Source organism: Ralstonia flatus, assembly GCF_958439105.1.
Classification (GTDB): domain Bacteria; phylum Pseudomonadota; class Gammaproteobacteria; order Burkholderiales; family Burkholderiaceae; genus Ralstonia; species Ralstonia flatus.
The window spans coordinates 1-21,670 of sequence record NZ_CAUDLI010000007.1 but is presented as its reverse complement, the minus strand read 5'-3'; the positions used below and the strand labels follow the sequence as shown (position 1 = coordinate 21,670).

The 21,670-nt window shown below is 60.0% G+C and carries 23 protein-coding genes and 1 pseudogene; 15 read left to right on the top strand and 9 right to left on the bottom strand.

All coding sequences use genetic code 11. From position 1 onward, the window contains the following. Positions 1–26: 26 nt before the first annotated feature. The 4 genes from R2676_RS16550 to dsbD all read left to right on the top strand — a co-directional run bounded on the left by R2676_RS16550 (position 27) and on the right by dsbD (position 3,568). A complete protein-coding gene (locus tag R2676_RS16550; RefSeq protein ID WP_009241661.1) occupies positions 27–272 on the top strand; it encodes a DUF2933 domain-containing protein in 246 nt (81 codons plus the stop codon). 158 nt (positions 273–430) lie between these two features. Continuing rightward, positions 431–1,093, top strand: coding sequence for a methyltransferase family protein (locus R2676_RS16545; protein WP_009241660.1), 663 nt, complete (start codon positions 431–433; stop codon positions 1,091–1,093). 58 nt (positions 1,094–1,151) lie between these two features. Then, the gene (locus R2676_RS16540; RefSeq protein ID WP_009241659.1) at positions 1,152–1,481 is read left to right on the top strand and encodes a P-II family nitrogen regulator; all 330 of its coding nucleotides are present in this window, start codon (positions 1,152–1,154) and stop codon (positions 1,479–1,481) included. Positions 1,482–1,621: 140 nt separating this feature from the next. Then, positions 1,622–3,568: a protein-disulfide reductase DsbD gene (gene dsbD / locus R2676_RS16535; RefSeq protein WP_009241658.1), complete on the top strand. Its 1,947-nt coding sequence runs from the start codon at positions 1,622–1,624 to the stop codon at positions 3,566–3,568. Between the two features lie 79 nt (positions 3,569–3,647). Here the strand turns inward: dsbD and R2676_RS16530 are convergent, their stop codons facing one another. Then, on the bottom strand, positions 3,648–4,172 hold the full coding sequence (locus R2676_RS16530) for a c-type cytochrome (protein WP_009241657.1): 525 nt from the start codon (positions 4,170–4,172) through the stop codon (positions 3,648–3,650). A 196-nt stretch (positions 4,173–4,368) separates the two neighbouring features. Beyond that, positions 4,369–4,731: a COG4315 family predicted lipoprotein gene (locus tag R2676_RS16525; protein WP_009241656.1), complete on the bottom strand. Its 363-nt coding sequence runs from the start codon at positions 4,729–4,731 to the stop codon at positions 4,369–4,371. Positions 4,732–4,894: 163 nt separating this feature from the next. On the opposite strand from R2676_RS16525, the gene R2676_RS16520 reads away from it, so the two are divergent. The 5 genes from R2676_RS16520 (at position 4,895) to R2676_RS16500 (ending at position 8,362) form a co-directional block, all read left to right on the top strand. After that, entirely contained in the window at positions 4,895–5,233 is a 339-nt protein-coding gene (locus tag R2676_RS16520) for a hypothetical protein (RefSeq protein ID WP_009241655.1), read from the top strand. A gap of 1,024 nt (positions 5,234–6,257) precedes the next feature. Further along, positions 6,258–7,013, top strand: coding sequence for a class I SAM-dependent methyltransferase (locus tag R2676_RS16515; protein WP_009241653.1), 756 nt, complete (start codon positions 6,258–6,260; stop codon positions 7,011–7,013). Positions 7,014–7,081: 68 nt separating this feature from the next. Continuing rightward, a complete protein-coding gene (locus R2676_RS16510; RefSeq protein ID WP_009241652.1) occupies positions 7,082–7,477 on the top strand; it encodes a GtrA family protein in 396 nt (131 codons plus the stop codon). Between the two features lie 77 nt (positions 7,478–7,554). Beyond that, on the top strand, positions 7,555–7,962 hold the full coding sequence (locus R2676_RS16505; RefSeq protein WP_009241651.1) for a hypothetical protein: 408 nt from the start codon (positions 7,555–7,557) through the stop codon (positions 7,960–7,962). 145 nt (positions 7,963–8,107) lie between these two features. Next, a complete protein-coding gene (locus R2676_RS16500; protein WP_009241650.1) occupies positions 8,108–8,362 on the top strand; it encodes a nicotinamide mononucleotide transporter in 255 nt (84 codons plus the stop codon). A gap of 16 nt (positions 8,363–8,378) precedes the next feature. Here the strand turns inward: R2676_RS16500 and R2676_RS16495 are convergent, their stop codons facing one another. The 3 genes and pseudogenes from R2676_RS16495 to R2676_RS16480 all read right to left on the bottom strand — a co-directional run bounded on the left by R2676_RS16495 (position 8,379) and on the right by R2676_RS16480 (position 11,684). Further along, complete coding sequence (locus R2676_RS16495; RefSeq protein WP_009241649.1) at positions 8,379–8,792, bottom strand: CzcE family metal-binding protein; 414 nt, start codon at positions 8,790–8,792, stop codon at positions 8,379–8,381. Between the two features lie 147 nt (positions 8,793–8,939). After that, complete coding sequence (locus R2676_RS16490) at positions 8,940–9,704, bottom strand: copper resistance protein B (protein WP_232295862.1); 765 nt, start codon at positions 9,702–9,704, stop codon at positions 8,940–8,942. 178 nt (positions 9,705–9,882) lie between these two features. Beyond that, positions 9,883–11,684: pseudogene (locus tag R2676_RS16480) on the bottom strand (copper resistance system multicopper oxidase). 263 nt (positions 11,685–11,947) lie between these two features. On the opposite strand from R2676_RS16480, the gene R2676_RS16475 reads away from it, so the two are divergent. The 5 genes from R2676_RS16475 to R2676_RS16455 all read left to right on the top strand — a co-directional run bounded on the left by R2676_RS16475 (position 11,948) and on the right by R2676_RS16455 (position 17,098). After that, positions 11,948–14,233, top strand: a complete 2,286-nt coding sequence (locus R2676_RS16475; RefSeq protein ID WP_009241644.1) for a copper-transporting P-type ATPase — start codon at positions 11,948–11,950, stop codon at positions 14,231–14,233. A gap of 83 nt (positions 14,234–14,316) precedes the next feature. Further along, on the top strand, positions 14,317–15,225 hold the full coding sequence (locus R2676_RS16470; RefSeq protein ID WP_004635287.1) for a DUF6662 family protein: 909 nt from the start codon (positions 14,317–14,319) through the stop codon (positions 15,223–15,225). A gap of 27 nt (positions 15,226–15,252) precedes the next feature. Beyond that, a complete protein-coding gene (locus R2676_RS16465) occupies positions 15,253–15,774 on the top strand; it encodes an FMN-binding protein (RefSeq protein WP_004635288.1) in 522 nt (173 codons plus the stop codon). Beyond that, a complete protein-coding gene (locus R2676_RS16460; RefSeq protein WP_009277715.1) occupies positions 15,771–16,619 on the top strand; it encodes an FAD:protein FMN transferase in 849 nt (282 codons plus the stop codon). Before R2676_RS16465 ends, R2676_RS16460 begins: the two co-directional genes overlap by 4 nt. Then, on the top strand, positions 16,616–17,098 hold the full coding sequence (locus tag R2676_RS16455; protein ID WP_009241642.1) for a hypothetical protein: 483 nt from the start codon (positions 16,616–16,618) through the stop codon (positions 17,096–17,098). Before R2676_RS16460 ends, R2676_RS16455 begins: the two co-directional genes overlap by 4 nt. Positions 17,099–17,234: 136 nt before the next feature. Here R2676_RS16455 and R2676_RS16450 read toward each other — a convergent pair whose 3' ends face one another. The 4 genes from R2676_RS16450 to R2676_RS16435 all read right to left on the bottom strand — a co-directional run bounded on the left by R2676_RS16450 (position 17,235) and on the right by R2676_RS16435 (position 20,208). Continuing rightward, positions 17,235–17,468, bottom strand: coding sequence for a hypothetical protein (locus tag R2676_RS16450; RefSeq protein WP_009241641.1), 234 nt, complete (start codon positions 17,466–17,468; stop codon positions 17,235–17,237). Between the two features lie 130 nt (positions 17,469–17,598). Further along, positions 17,599–17,925: a four-helix bundle copper-binding protein gene (locus R2676_RS16445; RefSeq protein WP_009241640.1), complete on the bottom strand. Its 327-nt coding sequence runs from the start codon at positions 17,923–17,925 to the stop codon at positions 17,599–17,601. Positions 17,926–18,151: 226 nt separating this feature from the next. Continuing rightward, positions 18,152–19,522 carry a heavy metal sensor histidine kinase gene (locus tag R2676_RS16440; protein ID WP_012755706.1) on the bottom strand — a complete coding sequence of 457 codons (1,371 nt, stop codon included), beginning with the start codon at positions 19,520–19,522 and terminating at the stop codon, positions 18,152–18,154. Continuing rightward, positions 19,522–20,208 (bottom strand): heavy metal response regulator transcription factor, encoded by a 687-nt coding sequence (locus tag R2676_RS16435; protein WP_012755707.1) that lies wholly within the window; start codon positions 20,206–20,208, stop codon positions 19,522–19,524. The genes R2676_RS16440 and R2676_RS16435 overlap by 1 nt, the downstream gene beginning before the upstream one ends. 187 nt (positions 20,209–20,395) lie before the next feature. Between R2676_RS16435 and R2676_RS16430 the strand changes: the two genes are divergently transcribed. Further along, a partial coding sequence (locus R2676_RS16430; RefSeq protein ID WP_316886952.1) for a copper resistance system multicopper oxidase occupies positions 20,396–21,670 on the top strand: 1,275 nt, incomplete at its 3' end.

The window sequence follows — 21,670 nt, the reverse complement described above, 5'->3', positions numbered from 1 at the left end:
CGACCGAGTACCACAGGAGTACCGCTATGAAATGCAACACGAGAACCATGGTCGCCGTGGGCGCTGCCCTGGTGGCGATCTTGGCAGTCGCCTATGCCGTTTTCCCGTCAGTTCGTGCCTTCGTGCTGGGCATTGGTCCCTACCTGTTGATCCTCGTCTGCCCGCTATCGATGTGGCTGATGATGAAAGGCATGCAAGGTCAAGACGATCAGCGGCGTTCCATGAGAGAGGACACGCCTGAGCGGAAGCAGCCGTTTCGGATCGAAAAGTGAATCGTGAGTGCGGCCGCGCGTATCGCGAAGGCGGGTTCCAGCGCGAGCAGGACAAGGACTGTAGGCCAGCGTGGTACGCGAAATCATCAGCGCAAGTGTGAGGCTGTGTCCGGAGATACAGGGGCAAATCCAATCCTGTCGTCTGCGGGAGGAGTGCGATGAGCATCATGAGTAGTTTCAGTGCGCACTACGGCCATTGGAACCTGGTCGCGGTCTTGGTTGGGGTGGTGTCATGGATCTTGTATCGGTACGTGGCGCCGCAAGGCTGGCGCGAATGGACTGGGGCGGGTCTCGTGCAGGCCTTTGTGATCGCGCTGTACGCGGAAATGTACGGCTTCCCCCTCACGATCTACCTCCTGACGGGCTTCCTCGGAATCGACATACCGCTGACGGCCTACAGTGGGCATCTGTGGGCAACGCTGCTCGGTTATGGCATGGCAGGCGCAATGGTCGAGATGGTGATAGCGACTGTCTTTATCCTCCCGGGCCTCATTCTGCTGATTTGGGGGTGGAGCACTGTCTATCGAGCATGCCGTGCCGGCCGCATCGCCCAGGAGGGGCCTTACGGATTCGTCCGTCACCCGCAGTACCTCGGCATCATGCTGGCTGTCTTTGGGCAGCTGGTGCACTGGCCCACGCTGATCACCGTGGTGCTGTTGCCAGTCATTGTGTTTGTTTATGTCAGGCTGGCGCGCAAGGAAGAACAAGACATGGTCAGCCGTTTTGGGGCCGCTTACGAGGCGTATCGACGCAGGGTGCCCATGTTCGTACCGGGCCGCAGTCAATGGAAACAGCTATTCAGCACCCACGTGGGCTCATGATTTCTCGCCCTATAGCCCCGGCTGCCGTGGTCGCACCTTGATGATCAAGGAGAGGGTTATGCGTACCAAATGGATCATCGCCATCATTCCCACTGAACTGCTTGAGTCGCTGGAGAGGCAGCTCGCGACCGCCCATGCCCCTGGCCTGACGATCACAAAGGTCAAGGGGTACGGCGAGTACAAGAACTTCTTTTCCAGTGACCTGACCACCGTGCACACCAAGGTTGAAATCTTCGCGGACGAGGCCGAGGTCGAGGCTATCACCAACGCGATCGTTGAGGTCGGAAAATCGACGGTGCCGGGCGCCGGGATCGTCGCGGTTGTTCCTGTCGAGGGGTTCTTGCATCTTCACGTTCCCCCTGGGGAGTCGGCTGGTCCGGCGGAATAATCCCATCGTGTGTCAATGGCGGGGCGCCAGGCGGCACGGGATCACATGCCCGTGTGACCCGCGAGGCGTGAGGGCATCCGCCGAGAGGCTATAGCGCGATCAGCACGGTGTGGTCGGTCATTGAGGTCAGGGAGTGATGTATGGGGTGGAGCGTGGCAGCGACGCGCACTGGAGGTGGCGGGCGAGTACGAGGCGTCGCCCCGGCACAGCTCGTTTTGCTGCTGCTCGCTGTCCTGTGGTTCTGCGTCGCAGGCTCCGGTGGTGTTGCCCATGCCGCGGAAGAGGAAAATCTCTTGCCACCGGAGCAGGCCTTCCGCTTTGCGGCGCGGCAACTCGACGACCGCTCCATCGAGGTGCACTTCGACATCGCCGACGGCTATCACCTCTTCCGTGAGCGATTTGTGTTCGCCGCACAGCCGGCTGGGGTCAAGCTCGGTACGCCCGAGTTTCCGCCAGGGCAGGTCAAATTTGACGAAGCGCTCGGCAAGCAGATGGAGATCTATCATGGCGGCGTCACCATTCGCGTGCCGGTGGCGGTCGTGCCGGCTGACGGCGAATGGCTGCTGACGGTGACATCACAAGGCTGTGCCGACAAGGGAATCTGCTATCCGCCGATGCACAGTGTGTACAAGGTCGGCGGTGGCTTGCTCGGTGGCCTATTCGATAAGCATCGGAGCAGCAGGCCAATGACGTCGCCCGTGCCGCCGGCGATGCCGATTTTGCCCAGCTTGGGAGAGGGGCAAATTGGGCCGGCTGTTCCATCAGCCGCGCCAAGGAATGACGACGGCGACCGCGTTGCGCACGTGTTGGCCGGCCACCAGCTTGGGAGGATTGCTACGGTCTTTTTCGGCCTCGGTCTGCTGATGACGCTCACGCCAGGCGTGCTGGCGATGGTGCCGATCCTGTCGTCAATCGTCGTCGGCGAGCACGTGACGCGCGGTCGTGCCTTGGTGGTCTCATTAGCCTACGTGCTCGGAACGGCGGTGGCTGATGCCGGTGTCGGCGTGGCAGCGGGATTGCTCGGCGAGAGATTCTCGACGGGGCTGCTGACGCCGTGGGCGCTGGGGGCTTTTACCATGCTGGCGGTGGCCCTGGCGCTGTCAATGTTCGGACTCTATGAGCTAGGGCGGCTGCCCCCAATGACGGCATCCTCAAATCGCTGGTCGGGCGGTCGGATTGCTGTTGCCGCAGCAGCAGGCGTGATTTCAGCATTGGTCGTCGTGCGCAGCGTGCCTGTGCCGCTGTCGGGCACGCTGACCGATGCCGAGCAAACCGGTGATGCGATTGGCAGTGGCGGTGCACTATTCGGTATGGCGATCGGCATGGGGGCGCCGTTGGTGCTGGTCGGCGTCGCTACTGGCTATCTTGTGCCGCGCGCTGGGCACTGGTTGATGGTGACGAAGCGCTTCTTGGGCTTCCTGCTGCTCGGCGAGGCGCTCTGGGCTGTCAGCCCGCTTTTGCCACCCTGGGCATTGATGGCGGCGTGGGCCATGCTGCTGCTGATTGCCTCCGCCTTCCTGGGCGCCTTCGGTTCGCTTGGTCCAGAGCCTCGCAGCTTGACCCGGTTGGGCAAGGGCATGGGCATGGTGGCCGCGCTGGCAGGGGCGATCCTGCTGGTCGGTCTGGCGTCCGGCGGACGGGATCTGCTCCAGCCGCTGTCGCATCTGCGTGCTGGCCTGATGGCGCCCGCCTCCACTGCTGGCCCGGCGCTGGTGCGCTTCGAGCGCATCCGTTCTGTGGCCGAACTCGACGCGCGCCTGGTGCAGGCCGCCGCGGCCGGCAAGCCGGTGCTACTAGATTTCTATGCCGATTGGTGTGTCAGCTGCAAGGAGATGGAACGCTTGACCTTTAGCGATCCGAGAGTCCAGGCACGGCTGGCGGATGTTGTGCTGCTGCAGGCCGACGTGACACGCAATTCTGCCGACGATCGCACCCTGCTCAAACGCTTCGGCCTATTCGGTCCACCCGGCATCATCTTGTACGGTGCCGATGGACGTGAGAGCCCGGTGCGAGTGATCGGCTTCCAGTCTGCAAGCCTTTTTCTCGACAGTCTCGCGAAAGCCTTCGGCGACGACGGGAAGCATTGAGATCTGCCTGACCCCGCCCGCAGCTTATGCAGCAGTATCGCCACCGGGTTCTAGATGCTGTTGGCAGGGTGGCCAGTCTTTATGGACACCGCCTCTGAATGAAGGCAGAGATTTCCTCGGGGCGCGCAAAAACCACGGCGGCGCGGTCGCCCTGCATGCCTGTGCCGATCAGCACAGGTTGACCGGCAGCCGGGCCGGCAGCACTGCCATCGGTTTTGAAGCGCAGGTTGAACTCCCAAAAGACGTGGGCCTTCCGGTCGGCGGTGGTGAGGCGATAGGTATCGCCACAGAAGCGGATTGAGGTGACCCGCGACGCCGCATCGGACTCCTTCAAATTCGGCAGGCCACGATCGGGCACCTTCACACGCCCCGTGGAAACTGCCTCAATGTAGGCGACCAGATCGGCCCGCGTGCGTGCATCGGCAATGCCGGGAAAGGTCATCGCGTTACCCGGCACCAGGGCCGCCGGATTCTCAAGCCACGCATCGAGGTTCCGTTTGTCCCAGACCAGACCTGATTGCTTGAGGGCGTCAGAGTAGCGTGCAAAGCCGTCGGCTGTGCCTGCTTTACGTCCCAAAACGCCCGCCAAGCTCGGGCCCGTCAAGTGGCGACTCGGTGCAAATGAATGGCACGCCATGCAAGTGCGGGCGGCTTGTGCACCCCGCGCGGGGTCACCCTCTGCACGAGCCGGCGCGCCAAAGGCAAGTGAGGCCAAAGCGATCCCGATCGCATGAAGAGCAGGTCGTTGAATCATTGGGCCGCAGCGCCCGCTCCATCCACGTGCTCTTCTAACGCGCCAGTCAAGGCCTGGCCACGTGCCACGCGCCAATGACGCCGTCGCCAGTGGTGTCGCCCGGCTTCTGATCCTTGCTCCAGCGGTAAAGCGGATGGCCCTTGTAGGCCCACTGGCGCTTGCCGTCATCACGGGTGATGAAACTCCAATCACCGCTCGCCTTGTCGTATGAATCGGCCAGCGCGGGTGGCCAGTTGGTCGCGCACGTCCCGTTGCACGCGCTTTTGCCGGCCGCAGTGTCTTTGTCGAAAACATACAGCGTCATCTTGTGCTCATCGACCAGCTTGCCTTGCATAACCTCGGGCGGCTCGGCAAGCGCCGGAAACGATGCGACCGCGCCCAGCGCCAACATCATCAGGGTACGCGACATAGTGTGCTCCTTGCGTTGTTGATCAATATCTACGCTAGCGCCGGGACGGCAAGCTGCTACCAACGACCTGGGAATCCCGGTTGTGTGAGATGAGTATAGGGGTGCCGAAAACCGCACGGCAATTGATGCTGTAGCACGCCCGCCGTCGACGAAGAGGAGAAGCATGGGTGCCATGGTGGAGCGCTTTGTGACGCCGATCAACCAGATGCCGACGAGGCCTGTTAAGGCCAATCTTGATGCTCCCCCCGATGATCAGACGACGACCACGGGCTTGGCTACCGGCGACACGCTGGCGTTTGACATTGGTCCAAATGCTGAACTTCGTCTGCGCAGGGTAGGCTGGCGCGTGCCGGCGGCGGCCTTCGGGGACGCCATGATTTTGCTAAGGACAAGGTGCGCGGATCTCATCAAGGCTGCGGGATTGCTTCAGCAGCGGCCTACCAGGCAAGCCGGATACATGCATGCAGACCGTTTCAACATCACCAACAGAGGCTTGCAATAGACGTCGAGGCCATACATGCCTGAAAAGGACGACTACCCCGATTGCCAATATGAAAGAGCGCAATTGCCAAGATCGATTGCGCAACTGATAGGACACACTGCGCATATTCTTTCTATTGTTGGGGTGGACCACTGGAGCGTTGCGTAGGCTTTGCACCCTTGGCAAATCATGTCCTGGCGCGAGCGATCATGTACCGATTGCATGCTTGTGCCGTCAGCATGCCCACCTTGTCTAGTGGGAGGGAAACGCGCAGCGCCAAACACCTTCAACCGGCTGCATTCTTGTAATGCGCCCGTAACTCTGTGGTCAGGTTCCGTTTCCTAGACTGCGGCTTCGTGATCGTTGGTTCATGGTGCCCGGTGAAGTTGCTGCGTGTGTTTTTGCTCTGGTTAGTACTGCTTGCGCTGCCCTCACAGGGCATGGGCGCAGGCATTCTCGCCGACTGCGAACGCGCGCATACAACAACCAAGAAGTTACGAAAGATGCAGCCCCAGCGGCCCCCCACCGCTGCACGCGCCGGCCATGAGCATTGTCATGACCACCATGGAAAAGCCACGCCCGTTCGTTTCGACGACCGCTGCAAGTCATGTCCGTCTTGCGGGGAAGTTCCGCAGCATGCGATGTTGGCGGGACTGACCATGTCCGCTTACCAGCCGAGATTGAAAACACATCGTTCGTCTCGCGCTCACTTTCTCAGCTTCGTCCCGGACCTTCTCCTACGGCCTCCTCGGCTGGTTGTCTAACACGCATCGCCGATGGCGAGCCAGCTTTCGCTTTTGTAAGAGGAGGCAGACGGCGCATCGGCAAGACCTTTGGCAGCGCCTCTACACGCGCCAAGGGAAATCGAGTGTTTCGTCAGCAAGCAACCAGGACGCCGTGAATGGCGCAGTTGCTTGCTGCGTAGGAGTTTGCCGTGCATATCTGTGTAAGTTGCCATACACCCTTGAGGCCCTTCGCTTGGTCGTGCAGCGCTTGTGGCTGGCGAGCCACCATCCGTGATGGCGTCGCTTGCTTGGCGCCCGAGATGCTGCAGGACAACGACGGCTTCCATGAGCCGCTGTTCGAGGAATACCAAAAGCTGCAGGCTGACCACTTTTGGTTCGTGCATCGCCGCAGGCTAATCGTGTGGGCGCTGCAGCGCCATTTCCCGCAGCTCCAGTCGTTTCTGGAAGTTGGCTGCGGCACAGCGGAGAACCTAGCCGCGATTGCAGATCGGTTTCGGCACGCAGAAGTGTGCGGTGGGGAACCCTCGCTGAATGCACTCCAGATGGCGCGCCGTCATTGCGGGGCGAAGTTCTTGCAAATGGATGCTCGCGCGATACCGTTTGTTGAGGCATTTGAGGTGGTCGGCGCCTTTGATGTCATCGAGCATATCGATGATGATCGACGTGCCCTAAGTGAGATGTACAAGGCCTGCCGGCGCGGTGGCGGGCTGATCTTGACAGTGCCCCAGCACCCCCGGCTCTGGAGCCGCGTGGACGATGCGGCCAAGCACAAACGTCGCTATACGCGCCGGGATCTCATTGAAAAGTTGCGCGCCACCGGGTTCCGACCGCTCTATGTCAACTCCTTTATGTCGCTGCTGCTACCGGTCATGGTTCTTTCGCGTCTGCATCAAAAGATCGCACGGACCGAGCAGGAAGTTGACGAAGGCTTTCGTATCGGGAAAACGCTTAATCGCCTGTTCTCGACGGTCTGCAACGTTGAGTCTCGCTTGCTTACCCGCGGCATTCACTTTCCGGCCGGCGGCTCACTGCTCGCCATTGCGGTCAAGGAGTAAGGTAGCGACTCAACGAACAGGAACCCGCCATTTACACGTGTCCGATACACCTACGAGAATGAGCCGCCATGACGAATCGACATCGCTTCTACAGGTACCTCGCGAGCGGCGGTGTTTCCACCGCCGCTCACTATCTGACCCTATACGCGCTGGTCCAAATGGGGACCGAGCCTGTGCTCGGATCAACCATTGCGGCGCTGGTGGGGCTGGTGCTCAACTACTCGGTCAGTCGGCGGTGGGTCTTCGATGCGTCAGCCAAGATCCCGGAGACGCTCGCCCGATTCGCCCTCGTATGGATGCTGGCATTGTTGATCAACGCCTGGGCACTGGCATCCCTCCTCGCTTTAGGGTTCCACTATCTGGTTGCGCAGGTGACCGCAACCGGGGTCTTGGTCCTGATCAATTTCAATCTCCACCGCCGTTGGACGTTTTCCGGTGCGCGCGTGCCCCCCCTCGATAAGTGACCCATGTCTCACCAACGCAAACACTGGACAGCACAGCCTCAACACGCCTTAGGGCAGTTACATCAGGAGACGATGCCATGAGAAAAAGTACTGTCATATCGATATTGGCAACCCTTGCCAGCTTTCCCACGATTGCAAGCGCCTTCGTCCTGCATCTCGAACATGGGTTCGGCACCCACAACCCCGTCGTGACGTTGGGCGGCATGCAGCCCTCATCCGCACTCCCTGAAGAGATCGACGTTTCGCTCAAACGGGGCGATATTCTGTCCAAAACGCTTTCGTCTCAACAGCGCTATTCCATGCGGCTGGTCAACCGTGGAAGCGTTTCCGTGAAACTCCGCTTGGATATACAAGACGCAGGCGGGATCGGCGCACTACCGGGCACGCAACCGATCGATTTGGTGTTGGAGCCGGGGGAAGCGAGAGAACTGGCTATGGAGGCTTGGACTCCAATGATGGTGGTCGTCAGTACAGCGGCGCCTTAATTTCTCCGCGTGCAACACCTGAGGCAGACGTTAGCCCGCACGGCAAAAGCCAAGAATGAGCGGGCAATGTGCCTCTGTTGCAGAGACTGCGCGTTGCACTGTTCTGACACAGTAGCGAAACCGCCGCAACAGTCGAAAAATCACCGTGAGCCCACTGCAACTCTTCGTTATCTTGGCCGGCTTAACCGGCCAGCTATTCATTGCCCGCAAAGACCCGCGCGGCTATCTAGCCTGGATTGCCGGCAACATGGGCCTGGTGTTCGTGTACTGGGAGACCAAGCAATTTGCATTGATTGCATTGCAGTTCGTCAACACAGGGATCCAGGTCACGGCTCTGATCGCTTGGCGACGAGCAAAGCGGTGCAATGAAACCAGCCCTGCACAACCGTGTGAGGCGTGACAGGGCTGGTGGTATTTTAACTGCCGGTGAACCAGGTGCTGCGCGCGATGATGACACGCACTCCCTTGGCTTCGGGTGCATCCGGCAGCAGAACGCCCAGGTCGACCGAGGTGCTCTGCATCGCTTCAATGAATGTCCACGCTTGCGTCCCGGTCCCCGTGGAGAATGCGATGGTCTCACCGGAGTCAACATTGATGTACTTCATCCCGGGCTTCACTACCACCGTGCGCGCAGCCATTGACGCAGGGGCAGGTGAGCCGAACAACAATGCGGTCTTGTTCATATTCGACGGGGGTGCCGACGGGCTTTGCCGCACGTGTTCGATCCAATTGTCCCCGCCGTCACCGCGGAATTTGTCAGAGGCCCATGCCGCCGAGCTTGCGGCAAAGAGGACTGCGAGCATGAGCGAAGCAAGTCCATTGCGATTCATCGTTTTCTCCTGGAGCGTCAAGTGGTGTGAACGATTCTAGAGAGGCATTCCTCTCCCTTCGATGACTCGCGAATTACGTCTCGGTAAGGCGCTCATACCGAAGATGAGCCTCAGGGGAGGTACACAAAAAAAGGGCCATGCCCCCATTCAGAACCACCACCGTATGCCGGCAATGATTTGCCTATCTGTCGCGCTTTGCCCCGCCGCTCGCGCAAAGTCGGCGGTCTTGCCCATCTTCTTGCCCCAAACCACGCCGATATACGGAGCAAAGTCGCGGCGGACTTCGTATCGGAGTCGCAGACCTAGCCGGAGGTCAGCCAGCCCGCTGCCGATTTCCCGTGCCTCGTCAGTCTTTGCGTAGGCGTTCGCTTCGATTTCGGGAGTCAGGACGATGCGCTGTGAGAAGCGGACGTCGTAGGTAGAGCGTACACGCGCAGCCACGCGCCCCGCGTTGCTGACGTACAGTGTCGCCTCTGCATCGAACCAGTAAGGCGCAAGGCCTTGGATTCCGAACGCTGCCCATGTGCGCGCCGGCCCGCCACCAAAGTCGCGCCGAATGCCCGTCTGCCAATCCCAGAACGGAGCAAATGCATGTCCCCACAGCGCCTCAACTTTTGCATCTTCGGTCTTACCGAATAGCCGCATACCCTGCAGTTTGAGCCACAGCCTATTGATGTCCTTTCCGATCCATCCGTGCATGTCCCACGCCAACCCGGTGGCAGCGGGAGCGCGTATGGCTTCGAACCGGTCGAACAAGAATTGGTGATAAACGTCGTTGTCGGCCATGGTGTTTCCCGGCATGGTGATGCCTCGCTTGGGATCTCGCATGGGCACGCGAGGCTCATCGCTCTTAAGGATGACGTTGATGCCGCTTTCCTCGGTATTAGCGGCCCGTTCGGGTGATGCGGACATGTTTGCTCCCTGGCTGAGAACTTGGTCAGGCATGCCCTGTCGCTTCTGTGGCATGGCTTGCATGGAGGAGCCTGCTGTCTGTGCGCCTGCGGCGTCCACAGTAAGCGCCAGCGGCGCGGCGACCAAACACAGCCATCTTTGCACTCTTGGCAACATGACTCGCTCCTTAGCCGATGGGTTAGGCCACAACCACCTTGCGGAACATGCCGGCTTCCATGTGATACAGCAGGTGACAATGGAATGCCCACTGCCCCGGGGCATCTGCCGTCACGAGGAAACTGATCTGCTTGGACGGTTGAACGTTGATGGTGTGCTTGCGAACGAGGGCTTGGCGCTCACCGTTCTCCAATTCGCTAAACATGCCGTGCAAATGCATGGGGTGGTTCATCATGGTGTCGTTGACGAGGGTGATCCGCACCCGTTCGCCGTAATACAAACGGATTGGCTCAGCCTCGGAGAACTTCTTGCCATCGAACCCCCAAATGAACCGGCGCATGTTTCCGGTCAGGTGCAGGACGATTTCGCGGCCCGGGGGCCGAGCGTCAATGGGGGGGCGAGCGTTCGCAAATCCGCATAGGCCAATACCCGACGGCCGTTGTCGCGCAATCTTGGACCGGGGTCGGCGAGCGACTTCGAAGGATTCATGGAACGCATGTCGACTTCGGGGCCGGTCTGCATGACCGACATCGTCATTGGCGGAGAAATCATGGGCTTTTGGCGTGGCGGCATCGGCATGGGGGATGCCATTCCTTCATGGCCTGACTGCGGTTGCTTGTCTTGCATATCGGCCACGGGTCCGCTCATCTCCGGCATTGAATGGCGGGGGGCGGAGTGGGATCCGTTGTTTGGCATTCGCATCGTGGTACCGGGCTGTTCTCTGCCCATAGCCATCCCGCTAGTCTCCATTCCCATGTCCGCCATGGAGAGCCAAGTTTTAGGGTCCATCGGTGGAACCTCGGCGCGCATGCCCGGCTCCGGCGCGAGTGTGGCACGTGCGTAGCCGCTGCGATCCATCGCCTGAGCAAAGATCGTGTATGCAGCATCCTGGGGCATTTGCACCAACACATCGTAGGTCTCGGCCACCCCGATCCGGAACTCGTCGACGTCCACCGCTTCGACGTCTTGCCCGTCCGCTGCGCAAACGCGCATCGTTAGACCCGGAATCCGGACGTCGAAGGTAGTGGTAGCCGATCCATTGATAAAGCGCAGTCGTACGCGCTCGCCGGCCTTCGCGATGGCCGTCCAGTTGGCAAAGGGAGTGGCGCCGTTGACTAAATAGCTATAAGTGGCGGCTGATACGTCGGCGAGGTCGGTAGGGTTCATGCGCATCTCGTTCCACATGCGCCGACGTTTGAGCGCTCCCGAGATGCCCACTGTCCTTGTGTCGTCAACGAAGTCGGCGACCGTAGGTAGCTGGAAGTTATAAAAATCGCTCGATTGCTTCAGATGTAGGAACACGCTGTCTGGATTTTCGTCCGTCCAATCGCTCAGCATGACAATGTAGTCGCGGTCACTGCGGACGAGATCTGGCTCTTGTGGTTCGATTACCAATGGGCCGTAGAGTCCGAGCTGCTCCTGAAAACGCGTGTGACTGTGATACCAGTAGGTGCCGGCCTGCCTCACCTTGAACGTGTAGATGAATGTCTGGTGAGCGGGAATGCCAGGGAATGACACGCCGGGCACACCATCCATCGCAAATGGAACGAGGATGCCGTGCCAGTGGATCGAGGTTTGCGTGTCCAGTGTGTTGGTGACCCGCAGTGTCACCTTTGACCCCTGCTTCCATCGCAGTATCGGCGCTGGGATCGACCCATTCACGGTGATGGCATAGCGTGCGCGCCCAGTGAAATTGACGAGCGTGCGTCCAATAGTCAAGTCAAAGTCGGTCCCCGTAAGCGCACCCGGATAGTTCTGAACTTGTTGTGCCCATATGGGCGCGGCCATTGTCCCGCCGAACGCGGTTGCGACCGTGCCAGCCATCCGGTGCAAAAACTTGCGGCGGCCCACGCTGCCCAGTGAAATGCTGTCGCTCACGATCCTCTCCCTATGTTGGAAGGTTGTGGTCCTGCGTTACGAACGATAGTCCCCAACGGGACTCAATGTCGGTAGCATGGGGCATGCCCAGGGCGGAGGGTGCAACGGCGGCGTTGTTGTCTTCGCTCACCATTGCTCCTCCTGTGCCAGACCGCTATGCTCACTACGACCTTCGTAGCGCGCCACTCTTTCCTCACAGGATGCCGAGCATGACCCGCCAGCACAGCCACAAAGAAGCAGCTTCGCGCCAGGAAAACGCCAACGCACCGCAAACACACAACGAGTACACGCACCAACGCCTATGCGACAGCGACGACCAACACGCTCATTCGCCCCCCGTGCCCGAGGCTGTCGAGAGCGACAAAGCAGGCGTCTCATCAACGACGGAGTTCGCGCCCACGGTTTACACCTGCCCGATGCATCCGGAGATTCGCCAGGATCATCCCGGCACGTGCCCCAAATGCGGTATGACGCTGGAGCCGGTCATGCCCGCGGTAGAGGAGGAAGAGAATGCGGAGCTTGCGGACTTCCGGCGGCGATTCTGGGCAAGCTTTCCATTGACGGCGATTGTTTTTGTGCTGGCCATGGCTGGACACCGATTGACTCGCCTCGATCCAGCATGGCAAGACAGGTTTGAGTTGGCACTGGCCACACCGGTCGTGCTTTGGGCGGGATTGCCATTCTTCAGACGGTGTGCCCAATCCTTTGTATACCGCAGCCCGAACATGTGGACGCTCATCGGCCTGGGCACGGGGGCTGCCTATCTTTACAGCGCGGTAGCGGTCGTTGCGCCGGGTGTGTTTCCCTCTACCTTTGCGGCGTCCGGCCGGGTGCAAGTGTATTTCGAAGCGGCGGCCGTCATCATTTCATTGACACTGCTGGGGCAGATGCTCGAACTGAAAGCCCGCTCGCAGACCTCAGCCGCAATCAAGTCTCTACTCGGCTTGGCCCCGAAAACGGCCAGGCGTATCAACGCAGACGACAGCGAAGAGGATGTTCCCATTGCCCATGTTCATGTGGGCGATTTGCTGCGTGTGCGACCCGGTGAAAAGGTGCCCGTGGATGGCGTTGTGGTCGCGGGCGCGAGCGCGCTCGACGAGTCGATGATCACCGGTGAGCCGATTCCCGTCTCCAAACGCGCGGGCGACCATGTGATCGGTGCCACCATGAACACCTCGGGCGCACTCGTGGTCCGGTCCGAGAAAGTGGGCGCGCAGACGGTCCTCTCGCAAATCGTACAAATGGTTGCGCAAGCACAGCGTTCCAAGGCGCCGATGCAGCGGATGGCAGACAAGGTGGCGGGCGTCTTTGTGATCGGTGTGGTCGGCATCGCCGTCATGACGCTCTTCGCCTGGGGGATCTGGGGTCCACAGCCGAGTTGGGCCCACGGCTTGATCAATGCGGTCGCCGTGCTGATCATTGCTTGCCCGTGCGCGCTCGGGCTTGCCACGCCCATGTCCATCATGGTGGCCAGCGGCAAAGGGGCCGAACACGGCATTCTTTTTCGGGATGCCGCAGCAATCGAGAACCTGCGCAAGGTCGACACGCTTATTGTGGACAAGACAGGCACGTTGACCGAAGGGCGCCCCTCATTCGATCGGGCCATTGGCCTCAATGGATTTTCCGACATGGACGTCTTGCGCTTGGCGGCCAGTCTGGACCAAGGTAGTGAGCACCCCTTGGCCGCTGCGATCGTGGCGCAAGCGCGCGAACAGGGGCTCGCGCTCGAGCGGCCGGAAGATTTTGAATCCGCGTCAGGGATCGGCGTGAGAGGACACGTCGCTGGGCGAAGCCTGGCGCTCGGCAACACCTCGCTGATGCAGGCGCACGCGGTAGCTGTCGATGCCGCCTCCACCGAGGCAGACGCCATGCGAGCCCGAGGCGCCAGTGTGATGTACCTGGCGGTCGATGGGGTCCTTGCTGGCCTGCTGTCGGTTTCCGATCGCGTGAAGACGACAACACCGCAGGCCCTGACCCAACTCAGAGCCGATGGGCTTCGGATCGTGATGGCTACCGGCGACGGAAACGTGACCGCCCAATCCGTCGCAAAACAACTTGGCATTGTTGAGTTTCGCGGCGAGGTCAAGCCTGCGGATAAGCTGGCGTTGGTCGCCACACTTCAAGAACGAGGCTTGGTTGTAGCGATGGCAGGCGACGGCATCAATGATGCACCGGCGCTCGCCAAAGCCGACGTGGGTATTGCGATGGGTACCGGTACCGATGTCGCGATGAACAGCGCCCAGGTTACCCTCGTGAAAGGCGACCTGCGGGGCATTGCCCGTGCCCGCGCCTTATCCGAGGCAACGATTGCCAACATGAAGCAAAACCTCGGCTTCGCCTTCCTTTACAACGCACTGGGTGTGCCATTGGCTGCCGGCGTGCTCTATCCTTTTACCGGACTTCTGTTATCACCCATGATTGCCGCATTGGCGATGAGCTTGAGTTCGGCATCGGTGGTCGCCAATGCGCTGCGACTCCGTGCGACCCGACTCTGATCCCAGCATTCGCCGCTTCACGAGGCTATTGCGAACAATTCTCATTCTCCCTTACAATCTCCTTATTTCGGAAGGGGAGTCAAATGCAAGGTGCTACAAAAAGCACGCATTGGGGGAAGGTTTGGCTTGCTGGGGCGCTTGCCTGGCTGTGTTCCACAACTGCGCTTGCCGGCGAATCGCCGTTCGGGTGGATTTACACGGCCGACGTTATGCCCAAAGGCCGCTTCGAATTCGAGCACCAGTCTTTCCTGCAGCGGGGCCAGTCCCAAGGATCCTATAGCGGATTGCTCAACCGCGAAGAAGTCGAGTACGGCGTGACGGACAAATTCCAATTGGCCGGCTATTTCAACTGGAGCTACGTGAACGCCAATCGGAATGGTCTTGATGGCACCACGCGTGGGCCGCTGACAGATCTCGGTCCCAATGACGATCCGACTGGGCGTTACCGCAAGACTCGCTTCGAGACTGTTTCACTCGAAGCGATCTACCAACTCATGAACCCAGTGACTGATCCGATCGGCTTGGCACTGTACATCGAGCCAGAACTGGGGCCCCGTGAGCGCGATCTCGAATGGCGCATCATCTTGCAGAAGAACTGGTTGGATGATCGGCTCATTTTTGCCGCCAATATTCTCGGTGCCCATGAGCGCGACAAAACCGCCATGGGTGATATTGAGCGTGCTTCCATGCTTGATCTGACCGCCGGCGTGTCCTATCGCTTGACCGACAACCTGAGCCTGGGCATGGAGGCGCGCAACCATCGTGAATTCCAGGGGTATCGCTATAACCGTCGTGATCACTCCGCGTGGTTTCTTGGCCCCAATTTGCACTACGCCACCAAACACTGGTGGGTAACGGCCGCGTGGCGCCACCAATTGCCCGTAGTCAAAACCTACAACGAGGACCAGGCGGACGTAGTGGCAGGCAACCGTATCTTCGGTGACGAGCATGCGCGCAACGAGTTCATGGTCAAGGTGGGGTTCCCATTTTGAAGCGCGTCCATTGATACGGAGACAGACATGAAGTGGACTCCCATGGCGGCAGTGCCGCTTGCGGTGCTGGTCGTGCCCGTCCAAGCGACGGAATACCTGACAGTTCAACAGGCTCAGGCGCAGATGTTTCCTGGCGCGAGTTTTCAGGCCGTGCCTCTCCAGATTACGGACCAGATTCGCGAAACATTGAACGAGCGCTCCGGGGTACACGAGCCATTCAATGACAAGGGGGTCTGGAAAGTGTCGACTGGCGGCTGGTTCATCGTGGATCGCGTGGTGGGCAAGCATGAAAAAATCACGTATGCCGTGGCGCTCGACGCCAAGGGAGCCGTGCGCGCCGTCGATATCCTGACGTACCAGGAAACGTATGGCTATGAGGTGCGCAATGCCGACTGGCGTGCCCAGTTTGTTGGTAAGACCGCGCAGGATGCTGTGCAGCTTGGTAAAGACATCCGTAACATCAGTGGCGCGACGCTCTCATGCAAACACATCACCCAGGGAGTCAAGCGGGTGCTGGCTGTGTATGACCTCTTACTAGCCAAGATGTGATTCGTCGCTCCAAACCGCTATTGGGGACTTTCGTTGAAGTTCGCATTGACGATGTGTATCCCCAGGACTGCGCTCACTTGGCAGAAACCGCCATCGCAGCGGCGTTCTCCGTAATCGAGCAAGCCGAGGCGTTGATGAGCTTCCAGCGCTCGGATAGCGACTTGTCACGTCTGCATGCGGCGTCGGTAGGCGAAGCGGTCCGCGTTCACCCTTGGACCATGCGTGTGCTGCGCGAGGCCCAGCGCATGCACGAGCGTACCGGCGGCGTGTTCGACCCCACCGTGGCCCGCATGTTGGTGGCACACAAGATTCTGCCCCGCCCGGCGGGGCCGACAGCGGAAGTCGACGCGCGGATTGCGGACGTGGTGACGCTCGGTGAAAATCGCATCGGCAAGCGGCGCCCGCTATGGTTGGACCTCGGTGGCATCGCCAAAGGCTTTGCCGTCGACATGGCCGTCCTGAGTTTACGGCACCACGGCATCCGCAGTGGTGCCGTTTCGGCTGGAGGGGATCTGCGCGTCTTTGGCACACATGCGCAGCCCATCCACGTACGCAGTGCCAACGCGCCGGCTCGGCTGGAATTACTCGGTATGCTCGCCCACGGGGCCGCGGCCACCAGCGGTCACTATTTCGCAGAAAGCTTCGGATTGCCTCCCGGTACTGAGTCCATTCGATCGCAACAAATACTGACGGAGGCGCCCTGCGCAGAGCGGACTGTCACCGTTATCGCTCCTCGCTGTATCTGGGCGGACGCTCTTACCAAGGTTGCCATGCTTGCGGGCACGACGGCCCCTTCCACGATCCGCGCGCTATCGAGTTATCACGCACACGTTGTTGCATCATGACGCAATCCTCGCATCGACATCCGCTTAAAGGGACAGGCATCCGCTTGCATCCGTATCACTATTGGCTTGCTCTCGCCGTATTACTAGCGGTAGCGGTGTCTGGACTGGTGTGGACAGTTTTGCATGACCTGCTTCAATGGGCGGATGCGCCGGTCGTCCGCCAGATACTGCAATTGCACGGCGCCTTTGCGTTCTGCAGCCTGATTCTCTTCGGTTCCATGCTGCCGCAGCACATCCGCTTCGCGTGGGTCGCGCGCCGCAACCGCGTGACCGGCACGTTGACGGGAATCGTGTTCTTGCTGCTGACCATCAGCGCCTATGGTCTGTATTACGGCCCCGAAGATTGGAGTGGTCTTGCAAAGACTGCGCACCTTGTGATGGGCATCGCCGCTGTTGCGGCCGTTCCCCTACACATGCTCATCGGCCGGAAGCGCCACGAAGGCTATCGTGCGTCGGCGAGCAAGAGTGCGCGGCACTAGAGCGATTGAAGCGGATTGATGAGTCAGTCCAGCGAGCACGTGCAGCGAATGCCTCGACGTGCAAAAAAGCCCCGGAGGTGCGCTCCGGGGTGAGGGGGAAAGCCCGGAAGGGGGTGTTCCGGGGTTGAGCTTTCAGTTACTGGTGACCGCCGTCCGTGTAGGGATCGCGTGTGCCCATCGAATGCGCGCCATCGGTGTAGATGTCGCGCGCTGCGCGTCCACCATCGGTATAGGGGTCGCGCTTGCCCATCGCGTGACCGCCATCGGTATAGGGGTCGCGCGCGCCGGTAGCCATTGACGCGTTGGCGACGTTGATACCGAGCGCCAGCAACGCTGCCCCCATCAATGCGGATTTTTTCAGGATGTTCATCGCGTTCTCCTTCTTCAAGTTGAAACAAGACACTGCTAGTCACGGCAGTGTAGAAGGCTGAGGCTGACAGAAACGTGACCCTCGTATTACAACTGCGCCAGATCAGCGAGGTTGATCCGGTATGCCACCCTCAATGCATGGCACGACAGGCGTCGGCACACTTCTCGCAGGCGCGCGCGCACTCCTGACAGTGCTCATGGGAGTGCTTGGCACACTCGGCGGCGCAAGCTTGACAGATTCTCGCGCACAGTTCGCATATGGCATTGGCTTGGGTGCTGCCTCGCGCCATCAACCCCACGGCGGTCCCGCAGATATCAGCGCAATCGAGATCCAGCCGAATGCAGGTGCTCAATGTCAGAGCGTCCTTTTCGGTCAGGCAGGAGGCGGCGCAGTGCAGGCACGCCACGTGACACGCGGCGCATTCATCGATGCAGGTTTGGAAGTATTGGTGAGGCATTTGGGTTCTCCTTGATTGGCGACGTGCCGAAATGGCACGATGCACGTGGAGCAAGGAGAGAGCCTGGGCCTTGGTGCTTGTGGAGAAATGCTGTCGCCATGTTGTGATGCGTGCACATACTTTCAAAAACGTCATAGGTAAGCAAGATTTCGGACAGGTTGGACTGCGCCTGTGCCGTCATCCTGGTCGAGCCGGCGCATCACGTCAGCGAGCGGACGCCCAAAGTTCAGGAGCGGATCGGCAGCCGGACGGTAAATCGAGTACGGTCGTGCGCGCGTGTAACAGAAATGATTCCCCCATGGGCGAGAACGATTGCTTTGGTGATGGCCAAGCCAAGGCCTGCTCCGTCAGATTCGGGACGCGCGCGTGACTTGTCTGCACGAAAGAAGCGCTCGAAGATGAACGGCAGCACGTCAGGAGCAATCGCTTCGCCGTCGTTGTCGATCGTCACGGCGAGATCCTCCTCGCCTGGCTTGATGGAAACGATCACACGGCCGCACCTGGGCGTGTGCCGTATTGCATTCGACAACAGATTGCTGAAGGCGCGTCTGAGCATGAGCCGATCGCCGCGCACCTGCGCTTGTCCTTCCACTTGCAACTGCACGGCTTTGTCCTCTGCAAACGCATCGTAGAACTCAAAGAGGGCACGCACCTCGTCGGCAAGCTCGATCATCTCGGCACTAGGCAGCGTCAGGTTGTGCTCCATCTTGGCTAGATAAAGCATGTCCGACACCATCCGAGCCAGCCGCTGCAGCTCTTCCACGTTTGAAGCAAGGACGTCTCTGTATTTCGCAGGCTCGCGAGTCTGTGAGAGTGCCACCTCGGTTTGCGTCAACAGGTTGGTGATCGGTGTGCGTAGCTCGTGTGCGATATCGGTCGAGAAGTCGGTGAGTCGCTGGAAATCGCCCTGCAGGCGCGCGAGCATGCCGTTCAACGTCACGCCAAGATCGGCAACCTCGACAGGTACCATATCAACCGGCATCCGTTCGTTCAGGCGGTCGGCAGTTACAGACTTCGCTCGCGAAGCCATTGCGCGCAATGGCAACAGCCCGCGCCGGGCCGCCCACCATCCGAATAGGCCGCTCGCCAAGGCGGCCAACGCGATGTAGAGCATCAACGTCTTCCGAAACGCTCGTAGGAAATGCGCATGGATCTCCGTATTGATGCCCACCAACACGTCGAGCGCATCGCCGTCGCGCAGTGGCACTTGCATATGCACACCCCGGTATTGCTCTTCGCCCTGCTGCCAAACAAGGGCCCCGGAATGGCGGCCTGCCTTGCGCAGCACGCGCAACACCTCCGCAAAGTCAAAGTTGGGGGTAGCAAAAAGGGGCTGACCCTGTGGCGCCTGGACCCGCACAATCAGATCCGTGCGATGCTGCAACACGTCGTTGAGTCGAGTGGAGACCTCGGCCGCAGAACTACTCTCAACCACCCGGCGAATGACGTTCACGTTCTCGCCCAACGCCGTAAAGTCTTCCACGGCAAAGTGTTCCTCCATCGCCAGGGCAATCAGAATGCCGAGGCCCAACAACACGGCCGCTGACGACAAGGAGAAATATGCGGTTAGCCGCGCCGTCAATGAAAGGCGCCGCATTACTCCCCATCCTCCGGGCCTTCGAGGACATAACCCATACCACGAACGGTATGGATCAATTTGGGTTCGAAGTTATCGTCAATTTTGGCGCGCAGGCGTCGAATGGCGACGTCAATCACGTTGGTGTCGCTGTCGAAATTCATGTCCCAGACTTGGGACGCGATCAGGGATCGGGGCAGCACCTCCCCATGACGGCGGGCTAGCAGTTCGAGCAACGAGAATTCCTTACTGGTCAACGCGATTCGCTGCCCGCCGCGGGAAGCACGGCGGCGAGTCAGATCCAGCACCAGGTCGGCCACCTGGATGCGTTCTGCAAGTGATGGCGCACTGCCTCGTCGAAGCAGGCTCCGAACACGGGCGAGCAATTCCGCGAATGCAAAAGGTTTCACCAAGTAATCGTCCGCGCCTAGTTCCAAGCCCTTGACCCGATCGGCGACGCTATCGCGCGCGGTCAGAAACAGCACCGGTACGGCCAGTTCAGCTGAGCGCAGCGCGTGCAGAATCTGCCACCCCTCGAGATCGGGCAACATCACGTCAAGGATCAAGAGGTCATAGTCGCCCGTCATTGCAAGATGACGGCCGTCCATCCCATTACGGGCGAGGTCAACAACAAAGCCGGCTTCCGACAGCCCCTGCTGCAAATATTCGCCAGTCTTGGATTCGTCTTCGACAACAAGGAGCTTCATGTCTGTCTCTTTATTACTTATGGCGCACGAAAAGTGCGATCGGTATCTTGTAGCGTACATGGAGCCGCCTGGTTGCTGACCAACCTGACCAATATGTAATGTATCGGTCAGGTTAAAGTAGCCTTGCAGTGATTAGTCTGCTCCTGCCGTACAAATCTCATCAGGGACTTACGCAAGGAATCAAGAGATGCGCAGCAATCGTGCAATGGGCGTGGTGCTTCCGAACCTTCCTCGGAGGCGATTTGTGCAGGGCTTGGCAGCCGGAGGGGTGATCGCCGGCCTGGGTTTAAGCGGGATGCCCGCGCGGGCGTCGCAACCCCAGGGCGCGGCCTTTGGCACTGCGCCCGTGCTGCGAGGCACGGAGTTCGATCTGGTGATCGCCGAGACCCCGGTGAACTTCACCGGCAAGCCAGGCATGGCCACCACCATCAATGGCATGCTGCCCGGCCCGACGTTGCGTTGGCGTGAAGGTGACACGGTCACCATCCGGGTAACCAACCGCCTGCCGGAGCCCACGTCAATTCACTGGCACGGCATCATTCTGCCGTTCCAGATGGACGGCGTGCCCGGGATCAGCTTTTCTGGGATCGCTCCGGGCGAAACATTCACGTATCGCTTCAAGGTACAGCAGAGCGGCAGTTACTGGTACCACTCGCACTCCGGCTTCCAGGAAATGACTGGGCTGTATGGGGGCATCGTTATCGACCCCGCGGGCGAGGACCGCGTGCGGGCCGATCGCGATTACACCGTCTTGCTCTCCGACTGGACGGACGAGGATCCGATGCGCGTCCTAACCAAGCTCAAGATCCAGGGCGACTACTACAACTATAACCAGCCGACCGTGGTCGATTTCTTTCGCGACGTCTCGCGTGAGGGATGGACCTCTGCCATGGACAAGCGACGGATGTGGAACCAGATGCGGATGAATCCGACCGATCTGGCGGATCTCTCCAGCGCAACGCTGACCTACCTCATGAATGGCGTGACGCCAGCGGGGAATTGGACCGGCCTATTTTCTCCGGGCCAGACGGTACGGCTGCGCTTCATCAATGGGGCCGGCAACACGTTCTATGACGTTCGCATTCCGGGCCTGAAAATGAAGGTGGTGCAGGTCGACGGACAGGATATCGAGCCGGTGTCGGTCGATGAGTTCCGCTTCGGCCCTGGCGAGACCTGCGACGTAGTGGTCGCTCCAACGGACGAGGCCCACACAGTGTTTGCCCAGACGATGGACCGGACCGGGTACGCCCGCGGCACTCTCGCCGTGCGTCCGGGTGTGCAAGCCCCTGTGCCAGCTGTCGACAAGGCCGAATGGCTGACGATGGCGGATATGATGGGTGACATGGGTGACATGTCTGGGATGTCTGGGATGTCTGGGATGTCTGGGATGTCTGGGATGTCTGGGATGTCTGGGATGTCTGGGATGTCTGGGATGTCTGGGATGTCTGGGATGTCTGGGATG

Bases quoted from the DNA above. Each gene is read 5' to 3' on its own strand.
- R2676_RS16520 (WP_009241655.1), top strand. From the start codon at position 4,895: ATGGGTGCCATGGTGGAGCGCTTTGTGACGCCGATCAACCAGATGCCG.
- R2676_RS16475 (WP_009241644.1), top strand. From the start codon at position 11,948: ATGACCCGCCAGCACAGCCACAAAGAAGCAGCTTCGCGCCAGGAAAAC.
- R2676_RS16465 (WP_004635288.1), top strand. From the start codon at position 15,253: ATGAAGTGGACTCCCATGGCGGCAGTGCCGCTTGCGGTGCTGGTCGTG.
- R2676_RS16540 (WP_009241659.1), top strand. From the start codon at position 1,152: ATGCGTACCAAATGGATCATCGCCATCATTCCCACTGAACTGCTTGAG.
- R2676_RS16470 (WP_004635287.1), top strand. From the start codon at position 14,317: ATGCAAGGTGCTACAAAAAGCACGCATTGGGGGAAGGTTTGGCTTGCT.
- R2676_RS16515 (WP_009241653.1), top strand. From the start codon at position 6,258: ATGCTGCAGGACAACGACGGCTTCCATGAGCCGCTGTTCGAGGAATAC.
- R2676_RS16435 (WP_012755707.1), bottom strand. From the start codon at position 20,208: ATGAAGCTCCTTGTTGTCGAAGACGAATCCAAGACTGGCGAATATTTG.
- dsbD (WP_009241658.1), top strand. From the start codon at position 1,622: ATGGGGTGGAGCGTGGCAGCGACGCGCACTGGAGGTGGCGGGCGAGTA.
- R2676_RS16495 (WP_009241649.1), bottom strand. From the start codon at position 8,792: ATGAATCGCAATGGACTTGCTTCGCTCATGCTCGCAGTCCTCTTTGCC.
- R2676_RS16455 (WP_009241642.1), top strand. From the start codon at position 16,616: ATGACGCAATCCTCGCATCGACATCCGCTTAAAGGGACAGGCATCCGC.
- R2676_RS16525 (WP_009241656.1), bottom strand. From the start codon at position 4,731: ATGTCGCGTACCCTGATGATGTTGGCGCTGGGCGCGGTCGCATCGTTT.
- R2676_RS16490 (WP_232295862.1), bottom strand. From the start codon at position 9,704: ATGTCCGCATCACCCGAACGGGCCGCTAATACCGAGGAAAGCGGCATC.
- R2676_RS16545 (WP_009241660.1), top strand. From the start codon at position 431: ATGAGCATCATGAGTAGTTTCAGTGCGCACTACGGCCATTGGAACCTG.
- R2676_RS16505 (WP_009241651.1), top strand. From the start codon at position 7,555: ATGAGAAAAAGTACTGTCATATCGATATTGGCAACCCTTGCCAGCTTT.
- R2676_RS16445 (WP_009241640.1), bottom strand. From the start codon at position 17,925: ATGCCTCACCAATACTTCCAAACCTGCATCGATGAATGCGCCGCGTGT.
- R2676_RS16510 (WP_009241652.1), top strand. From the start codon at position 7,082: ATGACGAATCGACATCGCTTCTACAGGTACCTCGCGAGCGGCGGTGTT.
- R2676_RS16450 (WP_009241641.1), bottom strand. From the start codon at position 17,468: ATGAACATCCTGAAAAAATCCGCATTGATGGGGGCAGCGTTGCTGGCG.
- R2676_RS16440 (WP_012755706.1), bottom strand. From the start codon at position 19,522: ATGCGGCGCCTTTCATTGACGGCGCGGCTAACCGCATATTTCTCCTTG.
- R2676_RS16550 (WP_009241661.1), top strand. From the start codon at position 27: ATGAAATGCAACACGAGAACCATGGTCGCCGTGGGCGCTGCCCTGGTG.